Annotated in this window: 19 protein-coding genes and 1 pseudogene; 8 read left to right on the plus strand and 12 right to left on the minus strand. The window is 36.3% G+C overall.

Annotated elements, in window-relative coordinates; translation table 11 throughout:
- Nucleotides 1-145 precede the first annotated feature (145 nt).
- Nucleotides 146-856 (plus strand): IS630 family transposase, encoded by a 711-nt coding sequence (locus D5R40_RS19440; protein WP_124154245.1) that lies wholly within the window; start codon nt 146-148, stop codon nt 854-856.
- On the opposite strand, the gene D5R40_RS19445 is transcribed toward D5R40_RS19440, so the two are convergent.
- The 7 genes and pseudogenes from D5R40_RS19445 to D5R40_RS19465 form a co-directional block, all read right to left on the minus strand.
- Nucleotides 816-1,103 carry a hypothetical protein gene (locus D5R40_RS19445; protein WP_124155078.1) on the minus strand — a complete coding sequence of 96 codons (288 nt, stop codon included), beginning with the start codon at nt 1,101-1,103 and terminating at the stop codon, nt 816-818. The genes D5R40_RS19440 and D5R40_RS19445 overlap by 41 nt on opposite strands.
- A gap of 95 nt (nt 1,104-1,198) precedes the next feature.
- A pseudogene (locus D5R40_RS39830) lies at nt 1,199-1,390 on the minus strand (zinc ribbon domain-containing protein); the annotation flags it as partial.
- A 62-nt stretch (nt 1,391-1,452) separates the two neighbouring features.
- On the minus strand, nt 1,453-2,019 hold the full coding sequence (locus D5R40_RS39835; RefSeq protein ID WP_339379407.1) for an RNA-guided endonuclease InsQ/TnpB family protein: 567 nt from the start codon (nt 2,017-2,019) through the stop codon (nt 1,453-1,455).
- A 211-nt stretch (nt 2,020-2,230) separates the two neighbouring features.
- Nucleotides 2,231-2,437, minus strand: coding sequence for a helix-turn-helix domain-containing protein (locus D5R40_RS39840; protein WP_124142862.1), 207 nt, complete (start codon nt 2,435-2,437; stop codon nt 2,231-2,233).
- Nucleotides 2,438-3,104: 667 nt separating this feature from the next.
- Nucleotides 3,105-3,446 (minus strand): hypothetical protein, encoded by a 342-nt coding sequence (locus D5R40_RS19455; protein WP_124142861.1) that lies wholly within the window; start codon nt 3,444-3,446, stop codon nt 3,105-3,107.
- A 511-nt stretch (nt 3,447-3,957) separates the two neighbouring features.
- Nucleotides 3,958-4,485 (minus strand): phosphoribosyltransferase, encoded by a 528-nt coding sequence (locus tag D5R40_RS19460; protein WP_124142860.1) that lies wholly within the window; start codon nt 4,483-4,485, stop codon nt 3,958-3,960.
- A 306-nt stretch (nt 4,486-4,791) separates the two neighbouring features.
- Nucleotides 4,792-4,974: a hypothetical protein gene (locus D5R40_RS19465; RefSeq protein WP_124142859.1), complete on the minus strand. Its 183-nt coding sequence runs from the start codon at nt 4,972-4,974 to the stop codon at nt 4,792-4,794.
- Nucleotides 4,975-5,482: 508 nt separating this feature from the next.
- On the opposite strand from D5R40_RS19465, the gene D5R40_RS19470 reads away from it, so the two are divergent.
- From D5R40_RS19470 to D5R40_RS19480, 3 genes are all read left to right on the plus strand, one after another.
- Nucleotides 5,483-7,360, plus strand: a complete 1,878-nt coding sequence (locus tag D5R40_RS19470; RefSeq protein ID WP_124155079.1) for a hypothetical protein — start codon at nt 5,483-5,485, stop codon at nt 7,358-7,360.
- 45 nt (nt 7,361-7,405) lie between these two features.
- Entirely contained in the window at nt 7,406-7,585 is a 180-nt protein-coding gene (locus D5R40_RS35605) for a hypothetical protein (RefSeq protein WP_124142857.1), read from the plus strand.
- Nucleotides 7,586-7,919: 334 nt separating this feature from the next.
- Nucleotides 7,920-8,267: an NAD(P)H-quinone oxidoreductase subunit M gene (locus D5R40_RS19480; RefSeq protein ID WP_124142856.1), complete on the plus strand. Its 348-nt coding sequence runs from the start codon at nt 7,920-7,922 to the stop codon at nt 8,265-8,267.
- A gap of 146 nt (nt 8,268-8,413) precedes the next feature.
- On the opposite strand, the gene D5R40_RS41280 is transcribed toward D5R40_RS19480, so the two are convergent.
- Entirely contained in the window at nt 8,414-8,545 is a 132-nt protein-coding gene (locus tag D5R40_RS41280) for a hypothetical protein (protein ID WP_282433648.1), read from the minus strand.
- A gap of 389 nt (nt 8,546-8,934) precedes the next feature.
- On the opposite strand from D5R40_RS41280, the gene D5R40_RS19485 reads away from it, so the two are divergent.
- Nucleotides 8,935-11,094, plus strand: coding sequence for a protein phosphatase 2C domain-containing protein (locus D5R40_RS19485; protein ID WP_161565021.1), 2,160 nt, complete (start codon nt 8,935-8,937; stop codon nt 11,092-11,094).
- Nucleotides 11,095-11,887: 793 nt separating this feature from the next.
- Here the strand turns inward: D5R40_RS19485 and D5R40_RS19490 are convergent.
- From D5R40_RS19490 to D5R40_RS19505, 4 genes are all read right to left on the minus strand, one after another.
- Nucleotides 11,888-12,256 (minus strand): DUF1823 family protein, encoded by a 369-nt coding sequence (locus D5R40_RS19490; protein WP_124142854.1) that lies wholly within the window; start codon nt 12,254-12,256, stop codon nt 11,888-11,890.
- 232 nt (nt 12,257-12,488) lie between these two features.
- On the minus strand, nt 12,489-13,520 hold the full coding sequence (gap, locus tag D5R40_RS19495; protein WP_124155081.1) for a type I glyceraldehyde-3-phosphate dehydrogenase: 1,032 nt from the start codon (nt 13,518-13,520) through the stop codon (nt 12,489-12,491).
- A 412-nt stretch (nt 13,521-13,932) separates the two neighbouring features.
- Nucleotides 13,933-17,328 carry an efflux RND transporter permease subunit gene (locus D5R40_RS19500; RefSeq protein WP_124155082.1) on the minus strand — a complete coding sequence of 1,132 codons (3,396 nt, stop codon included), beginning with the start codon at nt 17,326-17,328 and terminating at the stop codon, nt 13,933-13,935.
- A 319-nt stretch (nt 17,329-17,647) separates the two neighbouring features.
- Complete coding sequence (locus D5R40_RS19505; protein WP_240041623.1) at nt 17,648-19,492, minus strand: efflux RND transporter periplasmic adaptor subunit; 1,845 nt, start codon at nt 19,490-19,492, stop codon at nt 17,648-17,650.
- A gap of 1,076 nt (nt 19,493-20,568) precedes the next feature.
- On the opposite strand from D5R40_RS19505, the gene D5R40_RS19510 reads away from it, so the two are divergent.
- From D5R40_RS19510 to D5R40_RS35610, 3 genes are all read left to right on the plus strand, one after another.
- Nucleotides 20,569-21,012, plus strand: a complete 444-nt coding sequence (locus D5R40_RS19510; protein ID WP_124142851.1) for a tetratricopeptide repeat protein — start codon at nt 20,569-20,571, stop codon at nt 21,010-21,012.
- A gap of 606 nt (nt 21,013-21,618) precedes the next feature.
- A complete protein-coding gene (locus D5R40_RS19515; RefSeq protein ID WP_124142850.1) occupies nt 21,619-22,584 on the plus strand; it encodes a glutathione S-transferase family protein in 966 nt (321 codons plus the stop codon).
- A 421-nt stretch (nt 22,585-23,005) separates the two neighbouring features.
- Nucleotides 23,006-23,152 (plus strand): hypothetical protein, encoded by a 147-nt coding sequence (locus D5R40_RS35610; protein ID WP_161565022.1) that lies wholly within the window; start codon nt 23,006-23,008, stop codon nt 23,150-23,152.
- The last annotated feature ends 417 nt before the right edge of the window (nt 23,153-23,569 follow it).

A 23,569-nucleotide genomic window follows, 5' to 3' on the forward strand; every position in this document is an offset into this window, starting at 1 on the left:
CTTTGTGGGTTTAATACCCCACCGTCAACGGTCGTGTTCACGCATTACTTGGGGGGAGCGAATCCCCATGTAATTTTCCTCCTGTCTCCAGTATAGCTGTCTCCTGTCTCCTTCTTCAAGGAATGGACCCAAAGTAGCTCAGTGGATGAGCGAGCATCTGGAACGTCCTATTCATCCTCAAAGAGGGTGGGAATATCTACGTAGCTTTGAAATGCGTTTAAAAGTACCACGTCCAGCACATGACAAAGGGGAGATCACAGAGCAAGAACAGTGGAAAAAAAAACTCAACCAGAAAGTCCAAGAAGTAGGGCAAAAACACCCAGAGGCCACAGTTGAAGTCTGGGCAATGGATGAACATCGCTTAGGGTTAAAACCTATATGTAGAAGAGTCTGGGCTCAGTTGGGTAGTCATGCGATCGCCAATGTTAACTGGAAATACCAATGGCTATGGTTATACGGCTTTGTGAATCCAAATAATGGTGAAACTTACTACTGGATTTTACCAAAAGTTAATGTAGAGCTTTTTAACCGAGTTTTAGAAGACTTTGCACGAGAATTTCAGTTAGGAGAAGACAAACACATTATCTTAACCATTGACAGAGCTGGATGGCATACAAGTTCTGAGTTAAAGATTCCTTTGGGCTTGCACTTAGAGTATTTACCACCCTACTCGCCTGAATTACAACCAGCAGAAAGGTTATGGCCTCTAATTAATGAACCGATCGCAAATCGTTCATTTACCAGCCTCGAAGAGTTAGAAGAAATTCTGTTTGAGCGTTGTCAAGTTCTTTTAACACAGCAATTTGCAATCAAGGCTATAACCCAGTACCATTGGTGGCCGAAAATTCAGGTTTAATTACTCCGATGCTACCGGATTTGATATTACATACAACTTTTAATGGAGAAAACAATTTTTTTACCAATCTCCCTCCTAAAATTGGCACACTATCTACTATTTGTTGAATTGCTATTTTTAATCTATGAGAATCTACTTGATGCTTATACCAATTTATTACACCATAATATGGCCAAATTCCCATTTTGCTATCAAATTTTGAAAGTTGATACTCACAATGCACATTGCTATTTGTGATTAATTCCATTTTTGACCTATCTGAATTAATGTGATAATTAATCTTAGATATTAAGACTAGAAGAAAACTTTGACATCCTCTCCGGCCTAAAGGCGCGGAGATTCCTACTGAGCCATAGCTCTTCGGTGGGTTGACGTTTCTTTGGCTGCTGCTAGCTTGAAGTTAGTCTTATGCTTGCCTCCACGTCCGTTTAGTGTCTCGGACTGCCCGCCCGCGACTAATATATTTATTGCTGCATTCTCGTCTCGATCATGTTTTGCACCGCAGTTGAGGCACTCCCATTCTCGCACCTGAAGGTCTAGCTTCCCACCTTTAAAGCCACAATTTGAGCAAACTTGGGATGTTGGCTCAAGGGCGACTAATTACTCTGAAATCGCGACCATATTTTTCTGCTTTTCCTTCTACAAAAGTCCTGAATGTTCTCCAACCGTGCATCTGATACCCACCCCTCTTGCTCCCCTCCCGGGAGGGGAGGGGGTGGGTTACGGTTCTTAATCATTCCAGAAACGTTTAAATCTTCTAAAACAACTGTTTGGTTTTCACGAATTATTTTAGTAGATAATTTATGCAGAAAATCTATCCTTGTATCTTTTAATTTGGCATGAAACTTAGCCATTCTAGCCCGTGCTTTTTCATACCTTTTAGACCCCTTAGTTTTATGAGATAATGACTTATTTAACTTTCTTAACTTCTTAATTCGTTTTTTGAGTGGTTTAGGAGCATCAACCTTTCTACCGTCGCTAAATGTAGCAAAGGTAGAAATGCCTAAATCTATACCTACTGAATTATCAGTTTGAGGTAAGATTTCTGGTTGTATTTCTACTACAAAACTCAAGAAATATCTATGAGCGGAATCTTTGATTACTGTTACTGATGATGGAGCAGCAGGTAAATCTCTTGACCAAACAATTTTCAGCTTTCCAATCTTAGCTAAATAGACTTTATGTTGACAAACTTTAAATCATCATGAGTGTAAACCTAGCAGTTTGCGCGTGACTTTCTACTTTTAAATTTAGGAGGTCTAATAGGTTAGGTCTACCTTTCTGTTGACCTTTAGTTGATTTGAAAAAATTTTGATCAGCCTGGTTTAAATCATTTAAAGATTGCTGCAATGGTATAGCAGAAACTTCTGATAACTACTCTCTGTCTTCAGTGTTTTTCGATTGAGTGATCAACTGTTTTTGTAGCTCGGAGTTAGTGGGTTTCTTCTCTCCTAATTGATACTTTTCTTGACAACAAGCTAGACTATCATTCCAAACTACACGGACACAACCAAATACCTTGGCTAATCGGTATTTTTGTCCCGGTGTTGGATAGATACGATACTTAAATCTAGCTTTCATAACCTGACTTTCAAACTAACAACATGATAACATACTTATCAAAGAAAAATCAATTTAAAAGTCCCCCTTTTAGGGGGAGGCTTTCAACCCAATTTTCTGGTAATTTGAACAAAAGATGAAGTTAGATTTTTCTTATTTCGCGACAAGTCTATTATGTATAGCAAGGAACGAGTTAGTTAGGATATATACTGATGATGAACCTTAGAGAGGGAAATGCTTTTCCCACTTTTGCCTCACAGGAGTGCGCATTCCCTCTCTTGGTTTCATGGATATGGCAAGGAGACCCGCTCTTGACAGAACTGCTGCCTCTTTCAGAGGAGCTTTCCTATGGTCATGCTGCGCAAACGCTAACGCTAACCCCATCCCTCTACCGCTTACTGTCTGTCGCACCCCGCGGGGTCACACCGCTGTTGTCTATTCCCTGTTTCCTGCTATATATCTTCAAAAGATAGTGCAGGAACTTTCCATGGAAAGTCTCTACAAAAGTTTGACAAAATACTTATATCATGTGCGGATCAGCGCCTGATGAAAAAATGTATCTTCTAACTTCAAGACCAAGTCTCTACTATTGTACCTACTCTTCTACTATCTCAATCATAACTATTCAAGGGAACATAATATTATTTATTTGCTAGATATTTGGTATATTTTCTAAAGTTGAACATTTTCAGCCTACTTGCTCTAAATATTGACTAATATCCTCATTAAGCCTAGTAAGTTCAGCTTCAGTAGTAATCCGAATCCGCTCATCTCGTAAAGTAATCAAAACTTTAGCGGCAAAAGGACTAGGCCAAATATTAGGATTGCAAAATATTTCTAAAAAGACATCTCCTGTATACTGATATTCCATAGGTTTCTGTGGAGTTAATTTTCCTGGACTACCAGCAGCAGTTTTTAATTGTTGCATTAATTGAATGATCACACTTTGTAAATTCTTTGCAGCTTCAGGACTAAAATCAAAAGATATAGACCCTTCCACCATATTCAAGGTTAGTTTAGGAGCAAACATAGCAAATTCAATAAATATATACTATTATTAATAATAAACTTTACCATAAAACCTCAGCCTGAAATTAGGCAATTAAAATTGTTCACTTATTTAAGCCTAGATATTATACTCTAATTGCCATAACAAGTTTAGTTAATTTAGGGATTTCCTAACATACTATAAATTTTTTTTCTACATCTATAAAATCTTTACAAAAAAAGTAAAGTATTCAATGAAACTTAAATATCTCTATCCACAAGTACCTGTAATATAATGTACGCTTAATTAGTCATAATAAAGTTCTTAGATGGTAGGTCGTAGGTGTAAATTCAATAAGGAACAGTGGAAACGGAGCAAAAATTTGGGATATTCATTCAAGATCGCTTCAGTCAAATATTCTTATTATACTTAATCATCCTCACATAGTATCACAAATTAATTTAACAATTTAGTGGAGCTAGGGAATGCCCGGTTTGGTAACAGGGAATAGAAAATATACTTGAGCATTAAATATACAAATAATTTTGTCTCCCTACCGATCTATGTTCATCCTAGTCAAAGTAAAAGCTAAATCAGCAGCACTTATTTGTTCATATATTTCAAACGGTTGATGGACCCAAGGATTATCTGGCAAATAATCAACATAGTAGTCAGGTTCAAATATAGAGCAAGCCTTATACCACAAAACTGCTGTTTTGAGTTCCTGAATTTCTTGACCATAATTATCCTGAAGCCAACCGATAGACTTATCTATACTAACTCCCGAATCTACTAGATCATCAGCTAGCAACACATGACTACCTAAACGATATGTAGTCATAGTTAAATTTTTTCCTATGATCATCTTACCCTGTTCCTGGCCTTTAATACCACCATAAGAGGAAGTAGCTAGAATCGCTAAAGGTTTTTTAAAAATGCGAGACAAAATATCTCCTACTCGTAATCCTCCTCTAGCCAAACAAACAATTTGATTGAACTGCCATTGAGATTGATAAATTTTTGCTGCTAGATACTCAATTTTTTGATGATAGTCTAACCAAGAGATGTAAAGATTGCTCATTTTTGAACTTTAAAATAATAGTGATAACCTAAAAATAGGATAGTTTTAATTTTACCTAAAACTGTCACTTGTATTTCAAGCCACAATCATTATATTTTATTAAATGAAGCATCGCCCTTCCGTTGTATCTCACACTTCTTAAGAAATGCTATACCAATTTTCTACAAGCTGAAATTTTTGTGTTATTTAAAGGTAAAGGTATGTTATATCTTTCAAATAATTTAGAAAAGGGGTATTTTTAAAAAAAATAAATTTTATGATTATTAGCCAAGCTGAATAGCAAAAATATCAATCTGCTATCCTCAGCTATCCACGCCGAACCCCATAAAGTAATCGATTAATAGCTGTTGTATCTTCTTCACTCCAATTATGGTATAAAAATAAATTTCTGAGCTGTTTTCTGTGTTCTTTAGTCAAAATACCAAATCCATAGACTTGGAATACTAACTCTGCAATAATTACTTCTGGTAAAAGGGTTTGATAGTTCATAGTAGTTCATCATCATAATATACTGTTTATAGTATCCCCAATTTAACAATTAATAACTGTGATAAAAAATTTACTCTAAGTTATATTTATCTAGAAAATTCGTGACTTATGTCACCATAGTTAAAGCATAATTCTGTAATTTATGCCATTTTTCTATGAAGTTACACTCTATAAAAGAGAATAATTATTAGCAGAATAAGGTCATAGAAAAAAATATTCAACAAAATTATTCAATCCATAGTTACAAAAAAAATAGTATAAGATATTAAGGATAATCATATTAATCAATGGTTGCCAGATTTTTTTGACAAAAGATACTTATTCAGCATAATTAAGGGAATAATTATATCATATAACCAATAATTTGAATGTTATATTTAATCAATAATTGATATTAACTGTTACTATTGCCACTGTATAAATATTAAGTACTATATAGCATTCAAAAGTATTGATAAATCAAGCAAATGGCATAAAAAAAATACTTTAAGTAAGAGTTTAAAAGTATATGAAAAATCAGCAAAAAAATTATACTCCCATAGTAATAATATTAACTATAGCCTTGAATTTCATAATTTTAGGATGTCAAAAAAACAGCCCAAAAACACAGAAAATAGATAACAAAAACAATACAACATTGTTACAGCCAAATACTGTAGAAGAAGAAAGTAAATTTCAAGCAAGAAGTTTGGCAATTCGTAAGAAACTAGCAGCCGTAGACTTAAAAGAACTAGATAGTTGGTGGAGACCAAGAAAAATTGGAGACCCTCATAAATATCTACTGCCAGTAATTTTAGCCAGATTAAGTTTAGAAGATACACAAATAGGAGAACTTTATAATCAAGAAAAAACCTGGAAAATTTTATTCCAACTAGATAAAGATAAACCAAGCCTTTATCACTTCCGTAGTTATCTAGATGTGCGAATTTTCTTTTTATTTAGAGATAAAATGCCATCTGATGTATTAGCATCTTACAAAAATCAACTACAACGACCGAAAGTTTTCAACTGGATAAAAACTGGAACAGAAAATCATATGTTTATGCAACGTGCATCTGGTTTAGCGTTGATGGATGGAAGTGGTTGGCCTGTAGAAGACCCTGCAAGTGAAGCCACAAATGAGGCATGGTTGCGAGCAGAGCTGAATAAGTTTTTAACTATTGGACAAGGAGAATTTCATTCTTCCACTTATTATGGATATAGTATTGGTGGATTACTCAATCTATATGATTTTGCTCGCGACCCAGAATTGAAAAAACTGGCAAAAGGTTTATTAGATTGGTATGCAACTAATATGGCACTAAGACTAAGTTGGGGGACTGCTGGAGGTGCAGAAAGTCGTGGTTTCGATCGCAGTACCTGGAATACTGAGTTAGGTGCAGTAGCATGGATGTGGTGGGGAGAAGGCACTGAAGCTGCAGAAAAGATGAGAAATGGTACTGCTAGGTTAGCATTGCCAGCAGCTCTAAGCACATATCGTCCTCCAGAACATCTGAGGGCACTCGCTCGTAAACAAGTGCCATTACCATTTCAGCTCAGAGCAAGTCATCCAATTTACTATAGTTACTCTCAAGGAAACCGCTTATGGGAAAAATTCTATATAACTGAGGACTATAGTTTAGGAACTTTATTAGAGCCTACTCGCAGTTATCAAGTCGAGGGTACAATTAGTGCACAATATACTACTTATAAGTTAGTAGTGCGCGACCCTGAAGGCATTAATAACGCAGTAGTAGGTTTAGGTGGCACTTATCATGGACCCCGAGCAACTGGACGTAGTCCCGGCGATCAATATGTTCAACAACAGGGAGCAGTAATATTTCAGTTAATTCTCAGCGATCGAGATTTGCAAGCAGGAGTGCCAGCACAGTCGCATTTAGTTTTGCCAAAGCGTTATGGCGAACCGAGAAAATATAAAAATTGGTATATTTGGCGCATTGAAAATATTTGGCTATGTGCTCGACCTTGGGCAGCAGAGGTAAGTTTACAACCATTATCTCGGAAATATAAAGAATATCAAGCAATGGTTGCTAAAGGAAAAAGGACAGCTTGGGTTACTGATGTAGCAAGAGTAGCTGATATTGGAGATTTTGAAAGTTTAAAACAGGCCTTGGATAAAACTCTCGTTGATGATAGGGAATGGGAGAGTCAAGGGCGTTTAAGTTATTTGAGTTTAGCTGGCGATCGCATAGTTATGACATATAAGCAAGATGGTGCTATTGGGGACGCAGTAGTTAATGGGGAAAAAAGAATTTTAAAAAATTGGCCTGTTTTAGATAGTCCATACACCAAACAAGAGTTATACAGTGGGTTACTAGAAGTTGATGACCCCAAGTTAGGTAAATGGCAATTAAGAGGTAAGTTAATGGGTCCAGAATGGGAGTAGGGGAGTAGGGGAGTAGGGGAGATCGGGAAATAGGGAAATGGGGAGATGGAGACCCACCCCTCGCCCCTCCCCCTCCCAGGAGGGGAATATCGAGAAAGATTTGGCAATGGCGCTTGTGATGGAACATTTTTTTATACCGAATTTAGCGAACTTGATGTTATACCAAATCTCAAAAAGTTTACTATTTATCTTTACAGCGCTTTTCATTTAAGTAGACCACAGTAAGGACGTTCTGGAACGTCCCTACAGGATTTTGATTGTGACGATGTGGTTGATCAATATGAAAACCGCTGTAACTCATGGGGAGATAGGGAGATAGAGAGATAGGGAGACGGTAATCAAACATAGCATTACTATTCAGAAATGCTGTTACAAATTTTTTAGTTATAAACACTAAATATAGCGTAGCACTATAGCTTTAATCCTATTAATATAGTGTTTTAGCGTGAATTATCTGAATATTTTTCCGTGAGAATTTTTTAACCCATAAAGTTAAGTAATTTGATACTTCAATACTTACGATAGAATTTAACAAAAAGTCATAGAGAGAAAATTACTCATGCTATTAAAGTCAACAACTAGACATATTCGTATTTTTGCCGGAGTTATAGAAGACAATGAACTTGTTCCTGATGATCAGGTATTAACCCTCGATATCGACCCCGATAACGAACTTAACTGGAATGATACTGCCGTGCAGCAGATTTACAGAAAGTTTGACGATCTGGTAGAATCTTGTAGTGGGGAAGATTTAACTGAATACAACCTACGTCGTATAGGTTCCGATTTAGAGCATTTTGTGCGATCGCTATTACAATCAGGTCAAATTAGCTATAATCTTGGTAGTCGTGTCAATAACTATAGCCTAGGACTACCAAGAGTAGACATTGACCCTGAAGCTCAATAGGATATTAAAATTTAATCTCTAATATAATCAATCGGGACTTACGCAGAGACTATACATATAGCGACGGCGAATACCATTCGCCCCTACAGATAGTGGTTTAAAAATCAATTTGCGTAAGTCCTGATAATAATCTGATAACATCACTGTTATCGGATTAGATACTTTGATAATGTTGTAAAAATTGCTTCATAGATACCTGACAATTGGCCATAAATTGACTGACTCCAAGTATCAGGAAAAAATTGCTCTAGAGTTTCGACTAAAGCAAAAATTTCCATATTAAACATTTTATAATATAATTCATGAGAATGTTTAAGTTGAGTTAACAGCTAATCTATATCTATACTGAGGAAGTGGCTGTTTGTAATTAGTTTCTTGATTGGTAAAATTACTAAGAGCATTAGAATCAGAAAATTTAGACATGAATCACGTCACATGATTAAAAACAATATATGATAAAATTAACTTAGTACAACTGACAATCAAGATAATATTTATAGTTTTATCAGTAAAACAGTTTAGGAATTAGATATTTTTAGATAGATATTGAAATTATGCTGAAAAATCAAGAACAAAGACCTAATTCAACTAGCATAAATAATTAAAGATAAATCTAACCGATCAAAGAAATGGCCGAAAGCTGCGAGGAGCCCTGATGCAAAACACTATGCCAAAACACTACCTGTGGGTTATAGGTGAAGGGATAAAAACCTATCGGCCAGGAGAAATAATAGTAGATCGTTATCAAGTTCAAGACGATCGAATACTAATGGATACTCAACCAGAAAAAACGCCCCAGATGCCCGAAGAAATTCCGGGAAAAATAGAACCATATTTAAGATTATTTCCCTATAGACTTCATATTCCTCAAGTTTTTGGAATTATATCAGTAACAGAAAAAAAAGGGACTCGAAAAATTTGGCTTTTAGAAGCAGGGCCAATTAATTCCAATTCAGGAAGCTTAATGCCAAAAATAGCTACATCATGGAAACATGCTACAGCAATGCGACAGTTAAATTGGTTATGGCAAATAGCTCAACTTTGGCAACCGTTGAATGTGCAAAAAGTAGCTTCTAGTTTGCTAAATTCAGAAAATCTGCGGGTAGAAGGACAATTAGTACGCTTATTAGAGCTACAGGCAGATCAAAAATCTTTGACATTGCAGCACTTAGGTAGATTCTGGCAGAAATGGGCAAGCAATGCTCATCCAGCAGTAGAAAAATTCTTGAAACAACTGTTTCACCAAATGATTGCAGGTGAAGTCTACAATGCCGATCAGGTTATAGTACAACTAGATCAAGCTCTGGAATTATTGGGGCGATCGCAAATTAGAAAAATTAACATTGCCACTGCTACAGATACCGGACCTAATCGTTCTAACAATGAAGATGCTTGTTACCCACCCAGCAAAACAGCCATTAGCTATCCACCGAGTTATAAAACAGTAGCTATGGTCTGCGATGGTATTGGTGGTCAAGAAGGAGGAGAAGAAGCATCAGAGTTAGCAATTAAAGTTTTGTGCCAAAGATTACAGAACATACCTGAAGATGGCGATCCTCTGACTATAATTACAAAATTAGAAGAATCTGCTTATGCCGCTAATGATGCCATTTATGAGCGTAATGATAACGAGCAACGCCAAGGTCGTCAACGGATGGGAACAACTCTAGTTATGGCACTCGCCCATCTACACGAACTCTACATCACTCATGTAGGAGATAGTCGTGCTTACTGGATTACTCCGACTCGATGCTATCAAGTAACTCTAGATGATGATGTTGCGACTCGTCAAGTCAGATTAGGCTACTCTTTATATCAAGATGCCGTCAACCAAATTGCATCAGGTGCTCTAGTACAAGCTTTGGGTATTACGGCCTCAACAAGTTTACATCCAACTGTACAACGTTTTCCAATAGATGAAGATAGTATTTTCTTGATTTGTTCTGATGGTTTAAGCGATAAAAATCGAGTAGAACAATATTGGCAAACAGAAATATTACCATTGCTAGAAGGGAAAACAAATCTAGCTACAGTGAGAGATAGATTAATAGAAATTGCTAACGCCACAAATGGTCATGATAATGTAACAGTAGCTTTAGTGTATTATCAAGTAACTGATAAAGGTCAGATAACAGAATTGTCTGTTCCACCTGTAAAAGTTCAGCATTTAAAAGTAGAAAAATCACGAAAAAATTCGGAATTTAATTCATCAGATAATCAATTTTTCGACAATAAACCCAAAAATTTTCCATATGACTCAGAATATAAAAGTGGGTGGTTTTACTTGTCAGGAATTCTGATACTTCTGGTATTAGGTGGAATATTGGCATATTTTTTAAGTCCTTTAGTAAAAGGATTAACAGAGCAAAAAAAAATAACACAGCCATTGGATGTAAGCTCTCCAAAGAATAATACTTTTGCAGGAAATACGAAAAACCCTAGTCAACAAACAAATTCTATATTTTCTCCTAGTTTATCTTTGGATATAGGTTCATTTATATTGATTAGTCATGGCGGTCATGATCGCGAAAGCTTACATGAACCAATTGAATTACTAAATAATACAACAAATAAGACAGTTAAAGGTACAGTTGGTGATGGTAGTATTCTCCAAGTAACTAGAAAATTGAATCAATCGGAAGAAAATTGGTTAGAATTACAGATTTGTGCAACTGAAACTCCTTCAAATATTGACCTAGAATTTTCTAATTTTTTACTACAACCAAAAGATAAAGGTTGGATTCAACAAGCAAAAATAGAGAGTAGCTCGGATGTCATAATTTTGGAAAAAAATTCAGAAAAACTAGATGGATGTGTAGAAGATTAGTTCAATTTAATCAATCAATAGACATCTATAGCAATCCTAATTTTGGTTGTGAAAATGTGAAAAAATATCTGGCAATTAGGTAATATTATGTGCCCCCTTCTGGGGAGCTACGCTTACAGTAGAACAGTTATAATTAGGTTCATAGTTGTGCTTTAGCCCTAAGGCCAATATTTACAAGGGTTTTCATTCCGGTAGACTACAGTAAGGACGTTCCATGGAATGTCCCTATAGGGTGCGTGATTGTGATAATGTGGTTCATCAATATCAAAAGTTCTGTAAAGGGCTAAAGCCCAACTACAAACAAAAACTCCATTATAACTATTATTATAACTAATTAGGGTTTGCTGAAAAAGTCTTTTGGCAGGGGTAGGAGTCAGAAGTCAGGAGTCAACCCACCCCTAATCCCTCCCAGGAGGGGAAGTCAGGAGGAATTGGGGATTTAGAGGAGGTAGTCGGATATATTTATCCCTTTATTTTTTTGCCGTAGTTAGCCCAAAATCCTAACTTTTTGGTCGCTCAAGCTTAAAAAGTTGCACTTTTTTTTCGTTCTAAAAAGGCTAAAACCTTTATCTGTAAATGCTTTTAGATTTAATCAGCAATCCCTAAGTATCCGAACATAATATTATAATATCAAATTCGGTTGAACAACCTCACTTCTTGGCCATTATTAGATTTTTGACAAATCAAATCATTATTATAGTGAAAAAAATGTAGAAACATTCTATTGAAATGAAAGTCTCTACAATGTATGAAAATTTATAAAGATATTTACTACAATTTGATATAAAAAATATCAACGACTACTAATTTCCATGTAGCTTAAAAGCCAATTTGCCATAGTAGCACGGCGTGCTTGCACAGGAGTAAATTCTCCTATTTTATAACCTTTAAAACCTAACTTTTGCTTCAGTAACTGTTTATTTTCTTTAGGAATAGAACGAGTTAACTTGACAGTGGGCGGGCGAAATTCAATAAAATTAGGAGGTTCTAGATATTCATCTCGCCACTCTGGTGCGACACTAGAAGCATCCCATTTATCAGTATTAGCATCATAGCGATAACCAAGATAATACCAAACTAATTGATTAACAGTATGATCATCAATTTTTTCATCAATAATTGCCTGAATAGTTTCTTTATTCAGTGGTGGTAGTTCAGACATAAAAGCTGACTCCATTTAACTTATTTTTATATAATTATATTATGATATGGCACAAGGAAGAAGGAAGAAGGAAGAAGGAAGAAGAAAAATATTGGTGTTGTCTGACTTTTAAGCTTTTGATATACCAAATACAGTAATTACAACTGCTATACCTATGAACTAGAGAAACAAAAGAAGAATAAAATGTAGAGGCACTCCACGCCTCTACCATAATTGAATTATTGTTAGTTAGCTATTGACTTAAAATACCTTCTTTTTGTGCCATTGATAACATTAAATCTACTACTCGACAAGAATAACCCCATTCATTATCATACCAAGAAACAACCTTAAAGAAATTGGAGTTAAGTTCAATTCCAGCACCTGCATCAAAAATACTAGAGTGAGAGTCGCTGGTAAAATCAGTCGAAACTACAGGGTCTTCAGTATATCCAAGAATACCCTTCATCGGTCCTTCGGCAGCAGCTTTCATCGCTGCACAAATTTCTTTGTAGCTAGTTGACTTCTCGCTCTTGAAAGTTAAATCAACTACAGAAACATCTGGAGTCGGAACCCGGAATGCCATACCAGTCAGCTTGCCTTTTAATTGTGGTAAAACCAGAGTTACTGCTTTTGCTGCACCAGTAGAAGCGGGAATAATATTTTGAGCTGCACCACGTCCACCCCGAAAATCTTTTTTACTCGGACCGTCTACAGTTGGTTGAGTAGCAGTCATAGCGTGAACAGTTGTCATTAGACCTTCTGCCAAACCAAAATTATCATCAATAACTTTAGCAATAGGGGCTAAACAATTAGTAGTACAACTAGCATTAGAAACAATAGTATCTTCGGTAGGCTCGAATTGATCGTGATTAACAGCCATCAACAAGGTTTTTACCCTATCTGGATCTTTTGTTGGAGCTGAAATAATGACTCGCTTTGCGCCTGCTGCCAAATGATTTGAAGCACCGTCAAAAGTGGTAAATAATCCTGTAGACTCAACTACATAATCTGCACCTTTTTCTTTCCAGGGTAGTTCAGCAGGATTTCTAACTGATACACATGGAATCAATTTTCCGTTAATTGTCATACCATCATCTGAAGCTGACACATCTCCTTGGAAACGTCCATGAGTTGAATCATATTTTAATAAATAGGCTAGGTTTGGTGGTGGTACTAAATCGTTAATCCCAACAAACTCGATTAAGTCGGGATGGTTAAGTCCAGCACGGAAAACTAGACGTCCAATACGGCCAAATCCATTGATAGCTACTTTTAAGGCCATGGATACACTCCTTTATAATGAATAGCTGAAAGTCACTATAAGTATGACAAATGCTTGATTTGATTAGAACCTATCACGAAGATAATTGTTTCAAATATATTCTTTTCCATATTTTAAGAATCTTTCTGTCAAATGACTTAGGTTTTACGGGAAGCTTATGTCCTAGATTAAATAGATCCACTTAGCTACTCAGCAGGTCGAGTCCAAAATTTCATACTTGATAATATTTTTGACAGATAATACTGAGTTCTTAGAGAGAGGCTAATTATAACTGCGCTATCGGACATGGTATAAATCATCAAAGACTTGGATAGTGAAATAATCTTAAGCACTGTATTTGACATATCAAAAGCTTAAAATTCAGAAAACGCCAGATTTTTCCTTTTTCCTTCTGCAATAATACTAGCTCGATCTAACTTTGAGGTGGCTTCTGTCTGACAACCTCATCAATATCAGAATCAGAGGTAGTATTTTCTGTAGAATTAGCTTGATTTTCAGATGAACCATTGGAACCATTTGCAGTGACAGTGTGCTCGCGATCGCTATCTTTGATACCATCATCAACAGATTCATATCCATGAGAATGAGCATCATCATAATTTGACAAATCAGGTCGCTCTGACTTCTTAGGTTTTTCACCCTCCAACAGCCATCCCTCCAAATTTTTAACAGCAATATATAAATTAGGAGTAATCAACAAACTCAAAAGAGTACCAAACAACATTCCCCCAAATATTGCAGTACCAAGAGACCAACGACTACTCGAACCTGCCCCAGTAGCAATAACTAGAGGCATAAAACCAATCAAACTGGAGATTGCCGTCATCTGAATTGGTCGAAAACGTTGCTCTGCTGCTGTAATTGCTGCCTTAGTAATATTTACACCCTTATCCCTTAACTGGTTGGCAAATTCTACAATCAAAATTGAGTTCTTGGAAGCCAAACCAATTAACATCACTAAGGCAACCTGAGCATACATATCATTTGTAACCACTGGCCAAACAGAGCCAGCCATAAGTATATTTGATCGAAACCAAATTGCTACCAGAGCGCCTAATACCGCCAGTGGTACCGAGAGCATAATAATTAAAGGGTCGATATAGCTTTCGTATTGTGCTGCTAGTACCAAAAACACCATCACAAAACCCAAGCCAAAAATAATCGGTGCTGCACCACCAGATGATTTTTCCTCTAACGCACTGCCCTGCCAAGCATAACCAAAACCAGGGTCTAACAATTCTTCCGAGGCTTGCTCCATGGCAGCGATCGCTTGCCCAGAACTATAACCAGGAGCAGGTCCACCTTGAATTTTCATGGAACGGAAAATGTTATAGTGGGTGATAATCTCCGGCCCGACAAAATCTTTGATTCTGACTAAACTTCCCAGGGGAATCATTTCACCATCAACAGAGCGGACATACAATTGATTAATATCATCAGGTTTAGAACGAAATTCAGGCTCCGCTTGAACATAAACCCGATACTGGCGTTGCCCTAAAACAAAATCATTCACATAAGACGAACCGAAATAAATTTGTAAGGTAGAAAATATATCATTAACATTCACATTTAATGCCTTAGCGCGATCGCGTAAAACTTCAATTTGCTTCTGAGGCTTATTAGCGCTAAACTGACTATAAACAGCTTGTAAACTACGATATTCTGGGGAATTAGCTGCCCCAATTAATCGATTACCATTTTCGAGTAATGCTTGAATAGGCAAACTACCACTTCGGTCTTGCAACTGAAACTCAAAACCTCCTGTACTACCTAATCCAGGTACTGGTGGGGCATTTACAGCAAAGGCATTCACTTCTTTTATTCCTTGCAACGCTCCATTTAATCTTCTGGTGATGCCATAAACAGACTGCTCTGGTAAAGTTCGTTCTTCCCAAGGTTTAAGTAGGACGAAAAATACCCCTTGACTAGGGTTGAGACCATCAAAACCAAACCCAGCAACACCAAAAGAAGATTTGATTTCGTCAATCTCCTCAATTTCCTGTTGAATTTTGGCTGCAGCATTCTTATTATAATTGAGGGAAACTCCGTCAGGAGCTTGATAAATGACGATAAAATAACCTTGGTCTTCTTCGGGAACAAATCCACCAGGAACTAAACCGTACATCCAAACAGTTGCCACGAGACCCGCAATAAAAATCCCCATTACTATGATATTAATGCGGGTGAGAAAGCTGACTAATTTACCGTATTTGTCTTGTATCCAATCAAAACTTTGGTTAAAGGTATCAAATATCCAACCCAAGAGTCCGGTAGCTTCTTGTTTTGGACGTAGTAACAAACCAGATATACTAGGAGAGAAGGTCAGAGCATTAAAAGTTGAGCAGGCAACGGCAAAAGCAATAGTCAAAGCAAATTGTTTGTAAATTACTCCTGTTGTTCCAGGGAAGAATGAAACCGGAATAAACACAGCCATCAATACTAAGGAGGTAGCGATCGTTGCTCCAGTAAGTTCCTCCATCGCATCCAATGCTGCTTGCCTTGCCTTCATTCCTTGTTCAATTTTACTTGAGACTGCTTCCACAATTACGATCGCATCATCCACCACCAGACCTGATGCTAAAGTACAAGCAAACAAAGTCAGAGTATTAATTTCAAAATTCAAAATTTTCAAACCAGCCATTGCCCCAATTAAAGCTACAGGAATAGCGATCGCTGGAATCAAGGTAGCTCGCCAATCTTGTAAAAAAATAAAGATAATCAAAACCACTAATCCTACAGCTTGGAGTAGAGTAATAACTACCTCTTGCAATGATACTTCCACGAATAACGTTGTATCATAAGCAACGCTATATTCTAATCCGGGGGGAAAACTCCGACTAAGCTCCAGCATTGTAGCTTTGATTTGATTTGCTGTTTCTAGAGCATTACTGCCAGGAAGTTGATAAATTGCTAAACCCGTAGTCGGGTCTCCATTGTATGTGGTAACTAGATCATAATTTTCCGCTCCAAGTTCAGCTCTACCTATATCTCTAACCTTAACCAAAGTACCATTTTCATCTACTTTCAGCACTAAATCCTCAAATTCTTGGGCATTTTTTAACCTACCAATAGCTTGCAGAGGAATTTCATAAACTAAATCTGGTGGTGCTGGGTTTTGACCAATTTTACCTGCTCCCACCTGAATATTTTGTTCTTGCAAAGCATTAACTACATCCTGAGCTGTTAATTCACGAACTGCCATTTTCTGGGGGTTAAGCCAAATGCGCATGGCATATTTCCGTTCTCCTAAAATTGTCGCCTGACCAACTCCAGGAATACGCTTAATTTGATCTAAGACGTTGAGATCAATATAGTTACTCATAAAGTCAGGACTGTAGTAAAAGTTGCCATTTTCATCTTTTTCTGAGTAAGTGGCAATCACTAAGAGAATATTAGGAGATGCAGCTTCTACAGTAATACCTGTTTGTCTGACTAAATCTGGTAAAGAAGCTTCTGCTTGAGAAACTCGGTTTTGAACATTAACCTGAGCGGTGTCTCGGTCTACATCATTAGGGAATACAATATTAATACTCGTCTGACCGCTATTACTGGTGTTGGAATACATATATTTCATGTCTTCAACACCGTTAATTTCTCTTTCTAAAATTGTGGTTACGGTATTTTCTGTGGTTTGAGCATCAGCTCCAATATAGGTTGATGATACTTGAATTTCGGTATTAGCTAGTTGTGGTAATTGGGCAATGGGCAACAATGGAATTGAAATTGCCCCCGCTAATATAATTATGATTGTACAGACTGTCGTTAAGACAGGCCGTTTGATAAAGGTATCAGCAATACTTAAAAGCATAATGAATCAGTTATCAGTTATCAGTTATAGCGCTGCGCGCAGGCAACAGGCAACAGGGGGAATAAAAAACCTATAATATAAGATTTTAGCTATTGGACACCTCTTATAATTTGTAAATATGCCAGCGCACATTGCTATAGAATCCAGTTATATAATAAACATCTCCAGAAAAGAGGGAATAGGGAATAGGTATGGAGGGGGAAATAATTGATAATTTCTGTACGATAATTGATTTGATTTTTGATTTTTGGAGATGTCTAATATATTTAGAATTCTATAACTACTTCAATATTCTGTCCCCCATCTCCCCATCTATATTTTAGAGGGACTGTTTCTCATTTTTCTTCTCAATGGGATTGCCCAATTCAGAATCATCAGCAATAGGTATACCATTCCGGAGTTTTACCACACCGGAAACAACTATTTTGTCAGTGCTTTTCAATCCCTCAATTACTTGATAATCTTGACCTTGAATGCTTCCCAACTTCACAGGTTTTTGAGTTGCAATCAACTTTTTCTCACCATCCATGATTTTCTCTTCTGCAACAAAAACAAAAGCTTGATCTCCGATCCGTCTGACAGAAGTAATAGGAACAGTTAATCCTTGCTTTTCTTCCCAGATGACTCTTGCCTTTACCTGCTGGTTAGTTTGCAGTTTCTTTTCCCCATTGTCATATATTGCTTTAACTAAAACAGTTTGAGTTCCTTGACCTGTATCTGGAGAGATAAAAGATATCCTACTGCTACCAATTAATTGACCTGTTTGTTGAAGTAATTCAACTCGTGTACCTAGTCTAATTTCAGGAAGTCGGTCTATAGGAATATTAATATTAGCTTCTAAAGTATTATTGTCCTGAATAGTGGTTAATGGAGTTTGACTATCTACATAATCACCCACTTTCGGTTTTACTTCTCCAACCACCCCACTAATAGGAGCAAGAATATTGTAATATTGTAACTCTACTTGTTCTGCCACTGCATTTGCCTGAGTTTGTTGTAGTTGACCGCGAACTTGAGCTACCTGACTTTCCTGAGAGGAAATTTGTTCGTTTTGAGCTGCTATTTGAGCATCTAAAGTTTCAATACGACGCTGCAAATCTTTTTTGGCACTTTCTACCTGTGCTTTAGCAGCATCTATAACTTCTTTTTGAGCTGCTATTTGAGCATCTAATGTACCTGTGCGTCTTTGTAAGTCTTTTTTGGCACTTTCTACCTGTGCTTTAGCAGCATCTATAACTTCTTTTTGAGCTGCTATTTGAGCATCTAATGTACCTGTGCGTCTTTGTAAGTCTTTTTTGGCACTTTCTACTTGTGCTTGTGCTGCATCAATTTCTTGTTCTATAGCATCTATTTCAGCTTCAGCTTGTCTAATGTCACGGGTAGCTTGGTCAAACCTTTCTTTAGGGACAGCTCCTTCTTCATACAAAGTGGAAAATCTTACTTGTTCAATTTTTTGGTATTCTAAAGTCGCTTCCCTTCTTTCTTTTTCAGCTCTTTGTGCTCGTAAAGCTGCTTCGGCATCTTCTAATTGTGCTTCTTCTGATAAAGAACTTGATTCAGCTAGTAATCTATTTAGTTCCTGACGCTCTGACCTGAGAGTTGCTTGAGTATTTTCTAAATTAGCTTCTTCAGACAGAAAGCCAAATTCAGCTAGTAATCTATTTAGTTCCTGACGTTCCCTCCGGAGGTTTGCTTCAGCATTGTCTAGATTAGCTCTTTCAGAATTTAATTCTCTTTGGGCAATTAGTTCCGTTTTATCATCTCTCAAGGCTCTTAGTTGAGCTTCTGCACTATCTAATTGTGCCTGAGCTGAACTTATCTGAGCAATATTACTATCAAGAACTGCCTGTTGTTGAGAAGGATCTATTTGCAGTATGGGGTCTCCTTTTTTAACTCTGTTACCTAGTGATACAAATACTTGGCTGACTTGTCCACTTACTCTTGGCGTAATAGTTGCTCTTTCTTTTCCTTCTACTGTTGCGATATACTCTGTGCTGTCTGCCACTTGAGTTCGATCGACTCTGGCTATTTTGACGGCAGTAGGTGGGGGTGCTGCTGCTTGTGGTGTTTCACCTCCACAGGAGCTTAATATAAGCACGGATAACAGCAAAGGCCAATATCTAGCCTGGTTGACTAATTTACTATCCATTGGTATTAAGTTCACTGGTAAATTATCTTCTCAATTCTACCTTGCTCTTGTAATGAAATTATTTAACCTGATTAAGAGAAAGATCAATTCAGTTGTCAATGGAGGAGTCAGGAGGAAAAAAGAAGGAAGTTTTTTATCACTAAGACCATGCATGAAAAAAGAATGTGACGAATAAATTGATTACCTTATATTCTTGTATTTGCTACTATTTAATGCTGTTTTACCTCCTTTACTATTCCCTCCATACCTTTTTCATAGTACTTGGTCTCCACATCCTAGTGTTTAGCTGCAAAAATTAGTAATATTATTTTTGAGTTGACTTCGTTTGAGTTTAGGTGAGTTTAGGCTTTTTTCATTCTTCTAATAAATAAATTAACTTATACAATTAGACACTAGATAAAAACGCTATAATTTAAAACATTTTTTCTGGGAAAAATTACTTATAGCAATCCTAAATTGGTTGTGATATATAATTCAGGTAATTATATTATGTTCCCCTTCCAGGGGAGCTGCGCTAACGGATAATCAGTTATAAAAAAACTTCTGGCCTTGAAGCTTTCTTTCCCTTCTACCTTCCCCTCCTGGCAGGGGGAGGGGCGAGGGGTGGGTTGCCTTCTGCCTTCCTTCCTGCAAAGTGTAAGTATTCAACCGTTAGCGTAGCTCCCCCGGAGGGGGAACATGATATTAGTTATCGTATCGTGCTCGGAGTCAGGAGTCAGGAGAAAGTCAGGATGAGAGTGGGAATTATCTGGAGATATTCTGGCATTTTATATCTGCATTGAATGGAAGTAGAAAGTGCGATAACTGTATAACTGGATTTTATATGACAATTTTGATCATAGTTAATTTGAATTGAAAACCTTTAAAATTCTGACTCGGTCTTCCTGACTCCTGTACGGGCGTTTTGCTAGCGTACAACTACGTTAATGCTCCGCGAAATGTAAAGCGGAGGCCGTTAGCTTCGCATAACTATCGTTAACACTCCTACCATCAAAATATTACAACTTAAATAGAATTGCTATAATAATCAATAACTTGATTCTTAAATCTTGAATAGTAATAATTCAATTTACTTAGAACTATATTAATATATGGAAACTACAAATTTTCTAACTTGGTTACTCTTTTTTGGATTAATAAGTAGCATTGGTATTGGTGCTATGATATATGCTTATCATGGAAAAGGTAGTATTTCTGTCCTATTTACAGAATTCATTTCAGCATCTTCATCAATACCATCAGAGGCAGAAGTAAATTTTCAACAAGGATGTGAGGCTTTTCAAAAGGGAAATTATCAACAGGCAATAAATAAGTTTGCTGAAGTTCTGAAAAATAATTCAACTATTGCTGAAGCTTATCATAATCGGGGTTTGGCTTTTGCTAATCTACGTCAAGATGATGAAAGTGTAGAAAATTTTTTGCAAGCTGGAGAATTATATATAGAACAAAAAAATCAAGATGCTATGGTAATTTTGAAAAAAAATTTGGAGTTATTAAAGGCTAGAAAAGAAGCCAGTTCCGCTACGCGGAAGTAAAAAGTAAAAAGTTAAAAGTCAAAAGTATTGAAAGGGGGGTTATATATAGAAAAAAAAATCAAGATGCTATGATGATTTTGAAAAAAAATTTGGAGTTATTAAAGGCTAGAAAAAAAGCTAGGAAAACTCCTAGTTAATTGTTATAAGCTAGTTTTTTTAGGAGTTATATCAAATCGGTTTGATTGAACATAAAAAAAATATCCAATTGTCATAACTACCCTCATCTTTGTGATTCTCTCTCCTTCTGACTCCTGATATAGATGGAAAATTATATAATATAATATATGTTTATAATTCTATTATTACTTCAATTTCCCCTACGGGTACTTTGGCAAAAAATATGTTAATAAAAGCATCAAACTCTTATATGGTCTAGGTTTTACATTTAATCAACCTTTTTCCTGATATATCTAGGTTTTCCTGCGGAATGCTACGCAAAGAGCCATTTTTAGCCAGAGCAACGTATTTCCCTTACCCCTACTAGCTTTGAAGGCATTTTAACTGTGAAAAATATTAAAGTACCCCTACTCCCCTACTCCCCTACTCCCCACCCCTAAATAGTATGATAATTATTCAACAAGTATTTTATTTTTTGAGGGGGTAATCATGGGATTAGGTATTTTAATTGATGGTAAATGGGTCTCTAAACGAGAACAAGAAGATTCTCAAGGTAGATTTATTCGCCCTAATACTACATTTCGGAATAAAATTACGCCAGATAATTCTAGTGGGTTTAAGGCAGAAACAGGACGTTATCATCTATACATTTCTTGGGCTTGTCCTTGGGCACATCGAACTGCAATTATGCGAAAGTTAAAAGGATTAGAAGATGCTATTGGGTTGTCAGTTGTAGGGGCAGTAATTGACCAAAATAGTTGGGAATTTTCTGATTCTGAATCAGGATGTATTCCTGATACTATTAATCATACTAATTATCTTTGGCAAGTTTATCTTCAAGCTGATGTTAATTATAGTGGGAGAGTTACCGTACCTATACTTTGGGATAAGGAGAAAAATACTATTGTTAATAATGAATCCCGTGAAATTATTCGGATGTTTGATACTGAGTTTAATGGTATTGCTAGAAATGACCTGAATTTGTGTCCTGAAGATTTAAAAGATACTATTGAAAAAACTCTTGATACTATTTACCAGCCAATTAATAATGGTGTTTATCGAGCGGGTTTTGCAGGTTCTCAATTAGCTTATGAAGAAGGAGTAAAAGATTTATTTGCTGCTTTAGATTATTGGGAAAATATATTATCAAAACAACGTTATTTGTGTGGTGATCGCTTAACTGAAGCTGATATTTGTATGTTTACTACTTTGCTTCGTTTTGACCTGGTTTATTATGTTCATTTCAAGTGTAATTTACGTCATATTTGGGATTATCCAAATCTCTGGAATTATCTGAAAGATATTTATCAATATCCAGGGATAAAAGAAACTTGTAATTTTGACCATATTAAACGGCATTATTACATGAGTCATCCTAATGTTAATCCTACTAAAATTGTACCGGTTGGTCCGGAGATTGATTTAGATTCTCCTCATAACCGTGGGTCAATGTAAGGTGAGCATTTAGTTGTCAGCTATCAGATATTAATATCTGAATTTTTACAATGTAAGTTAGTTGGGAAGAAGGAAAAAGACATAAGTTAAAATAGAAACTTTATACTTTTTCTTTTTTCCTTAATCTCTGACAAAAAACAGTAAAAAAAATCCTAACTACTCAACATAATTTCAATACTTTCAGCCTTTTTTCTCGATATGTGTGATATGATAAATTCAATATAATCCATAGGTATTTACTGCCTAATACAATTTTAAAGCTGCAAATATTGATTATTTCGTTGTTTAAAGCAGCGATCACCTCATATATCTCCAACCATAATGAACTAATTTTCCTCAGTTGTCCTAACCATGAATTGACTTATTAGCAATTACATAGTAAGGAGAAAATTAATTAACCTATAGAACCCCTGAGCGTATCTTGATAAATACCAAGTTTTTTTATCTAGGAGTCAGGAGACAGGAGACAGGAGACAACCCACCCCTAACCCCTCCCAGGAGGGAAGAGGGAAGAGGGAAGAGGGAAGATGTGGGCAGAGATAATACAAAAAATTCAACTCCTTGCTGATGATTTTTCCTCAAAATTGATGCGCGAAAAGACTTGACTACCATAATTATATAGATCTCAAATGGGTTCTATATAGCTATTGCAGGTAAAGTTCTATCGACCGCCAGTAGTAAATGTAATTGCATTTATAGCAGAAGAAAGAAGGAAGAAGGAAGAACCAAGAAGGGAAATTCTTGCTTTGTCTGAGTTTTAAGCTTTTGATCTGTCCGCGCCCTTTGCTTCGATTGCTATAATAGTTTGGTAATAGTAGTAAAAACTACTATCTCCATAATACCTGTCAATATTTATTTGATTGTAGTGGACTGTTTCAACTAAAATAATGCAATAGGAAATTGACGCTTAGATTGCTTTCCTATGGTCATGCTCCGCAAACATTTCGCGGAGCGTTAACGGAGTTATGCGCCAGCAAAACGCAAT

Origin of the sequence: Okeania hirsuta (genome assembly GCF_003838195.1) — a bacterium.
Classification (GTDB): domain Bacteria; phylum Cyanobacteriota; class Cyanobacteriia; order Cyanobacteriales; family Microcoleaceae; genus Okeania; species Okeania hirsuta.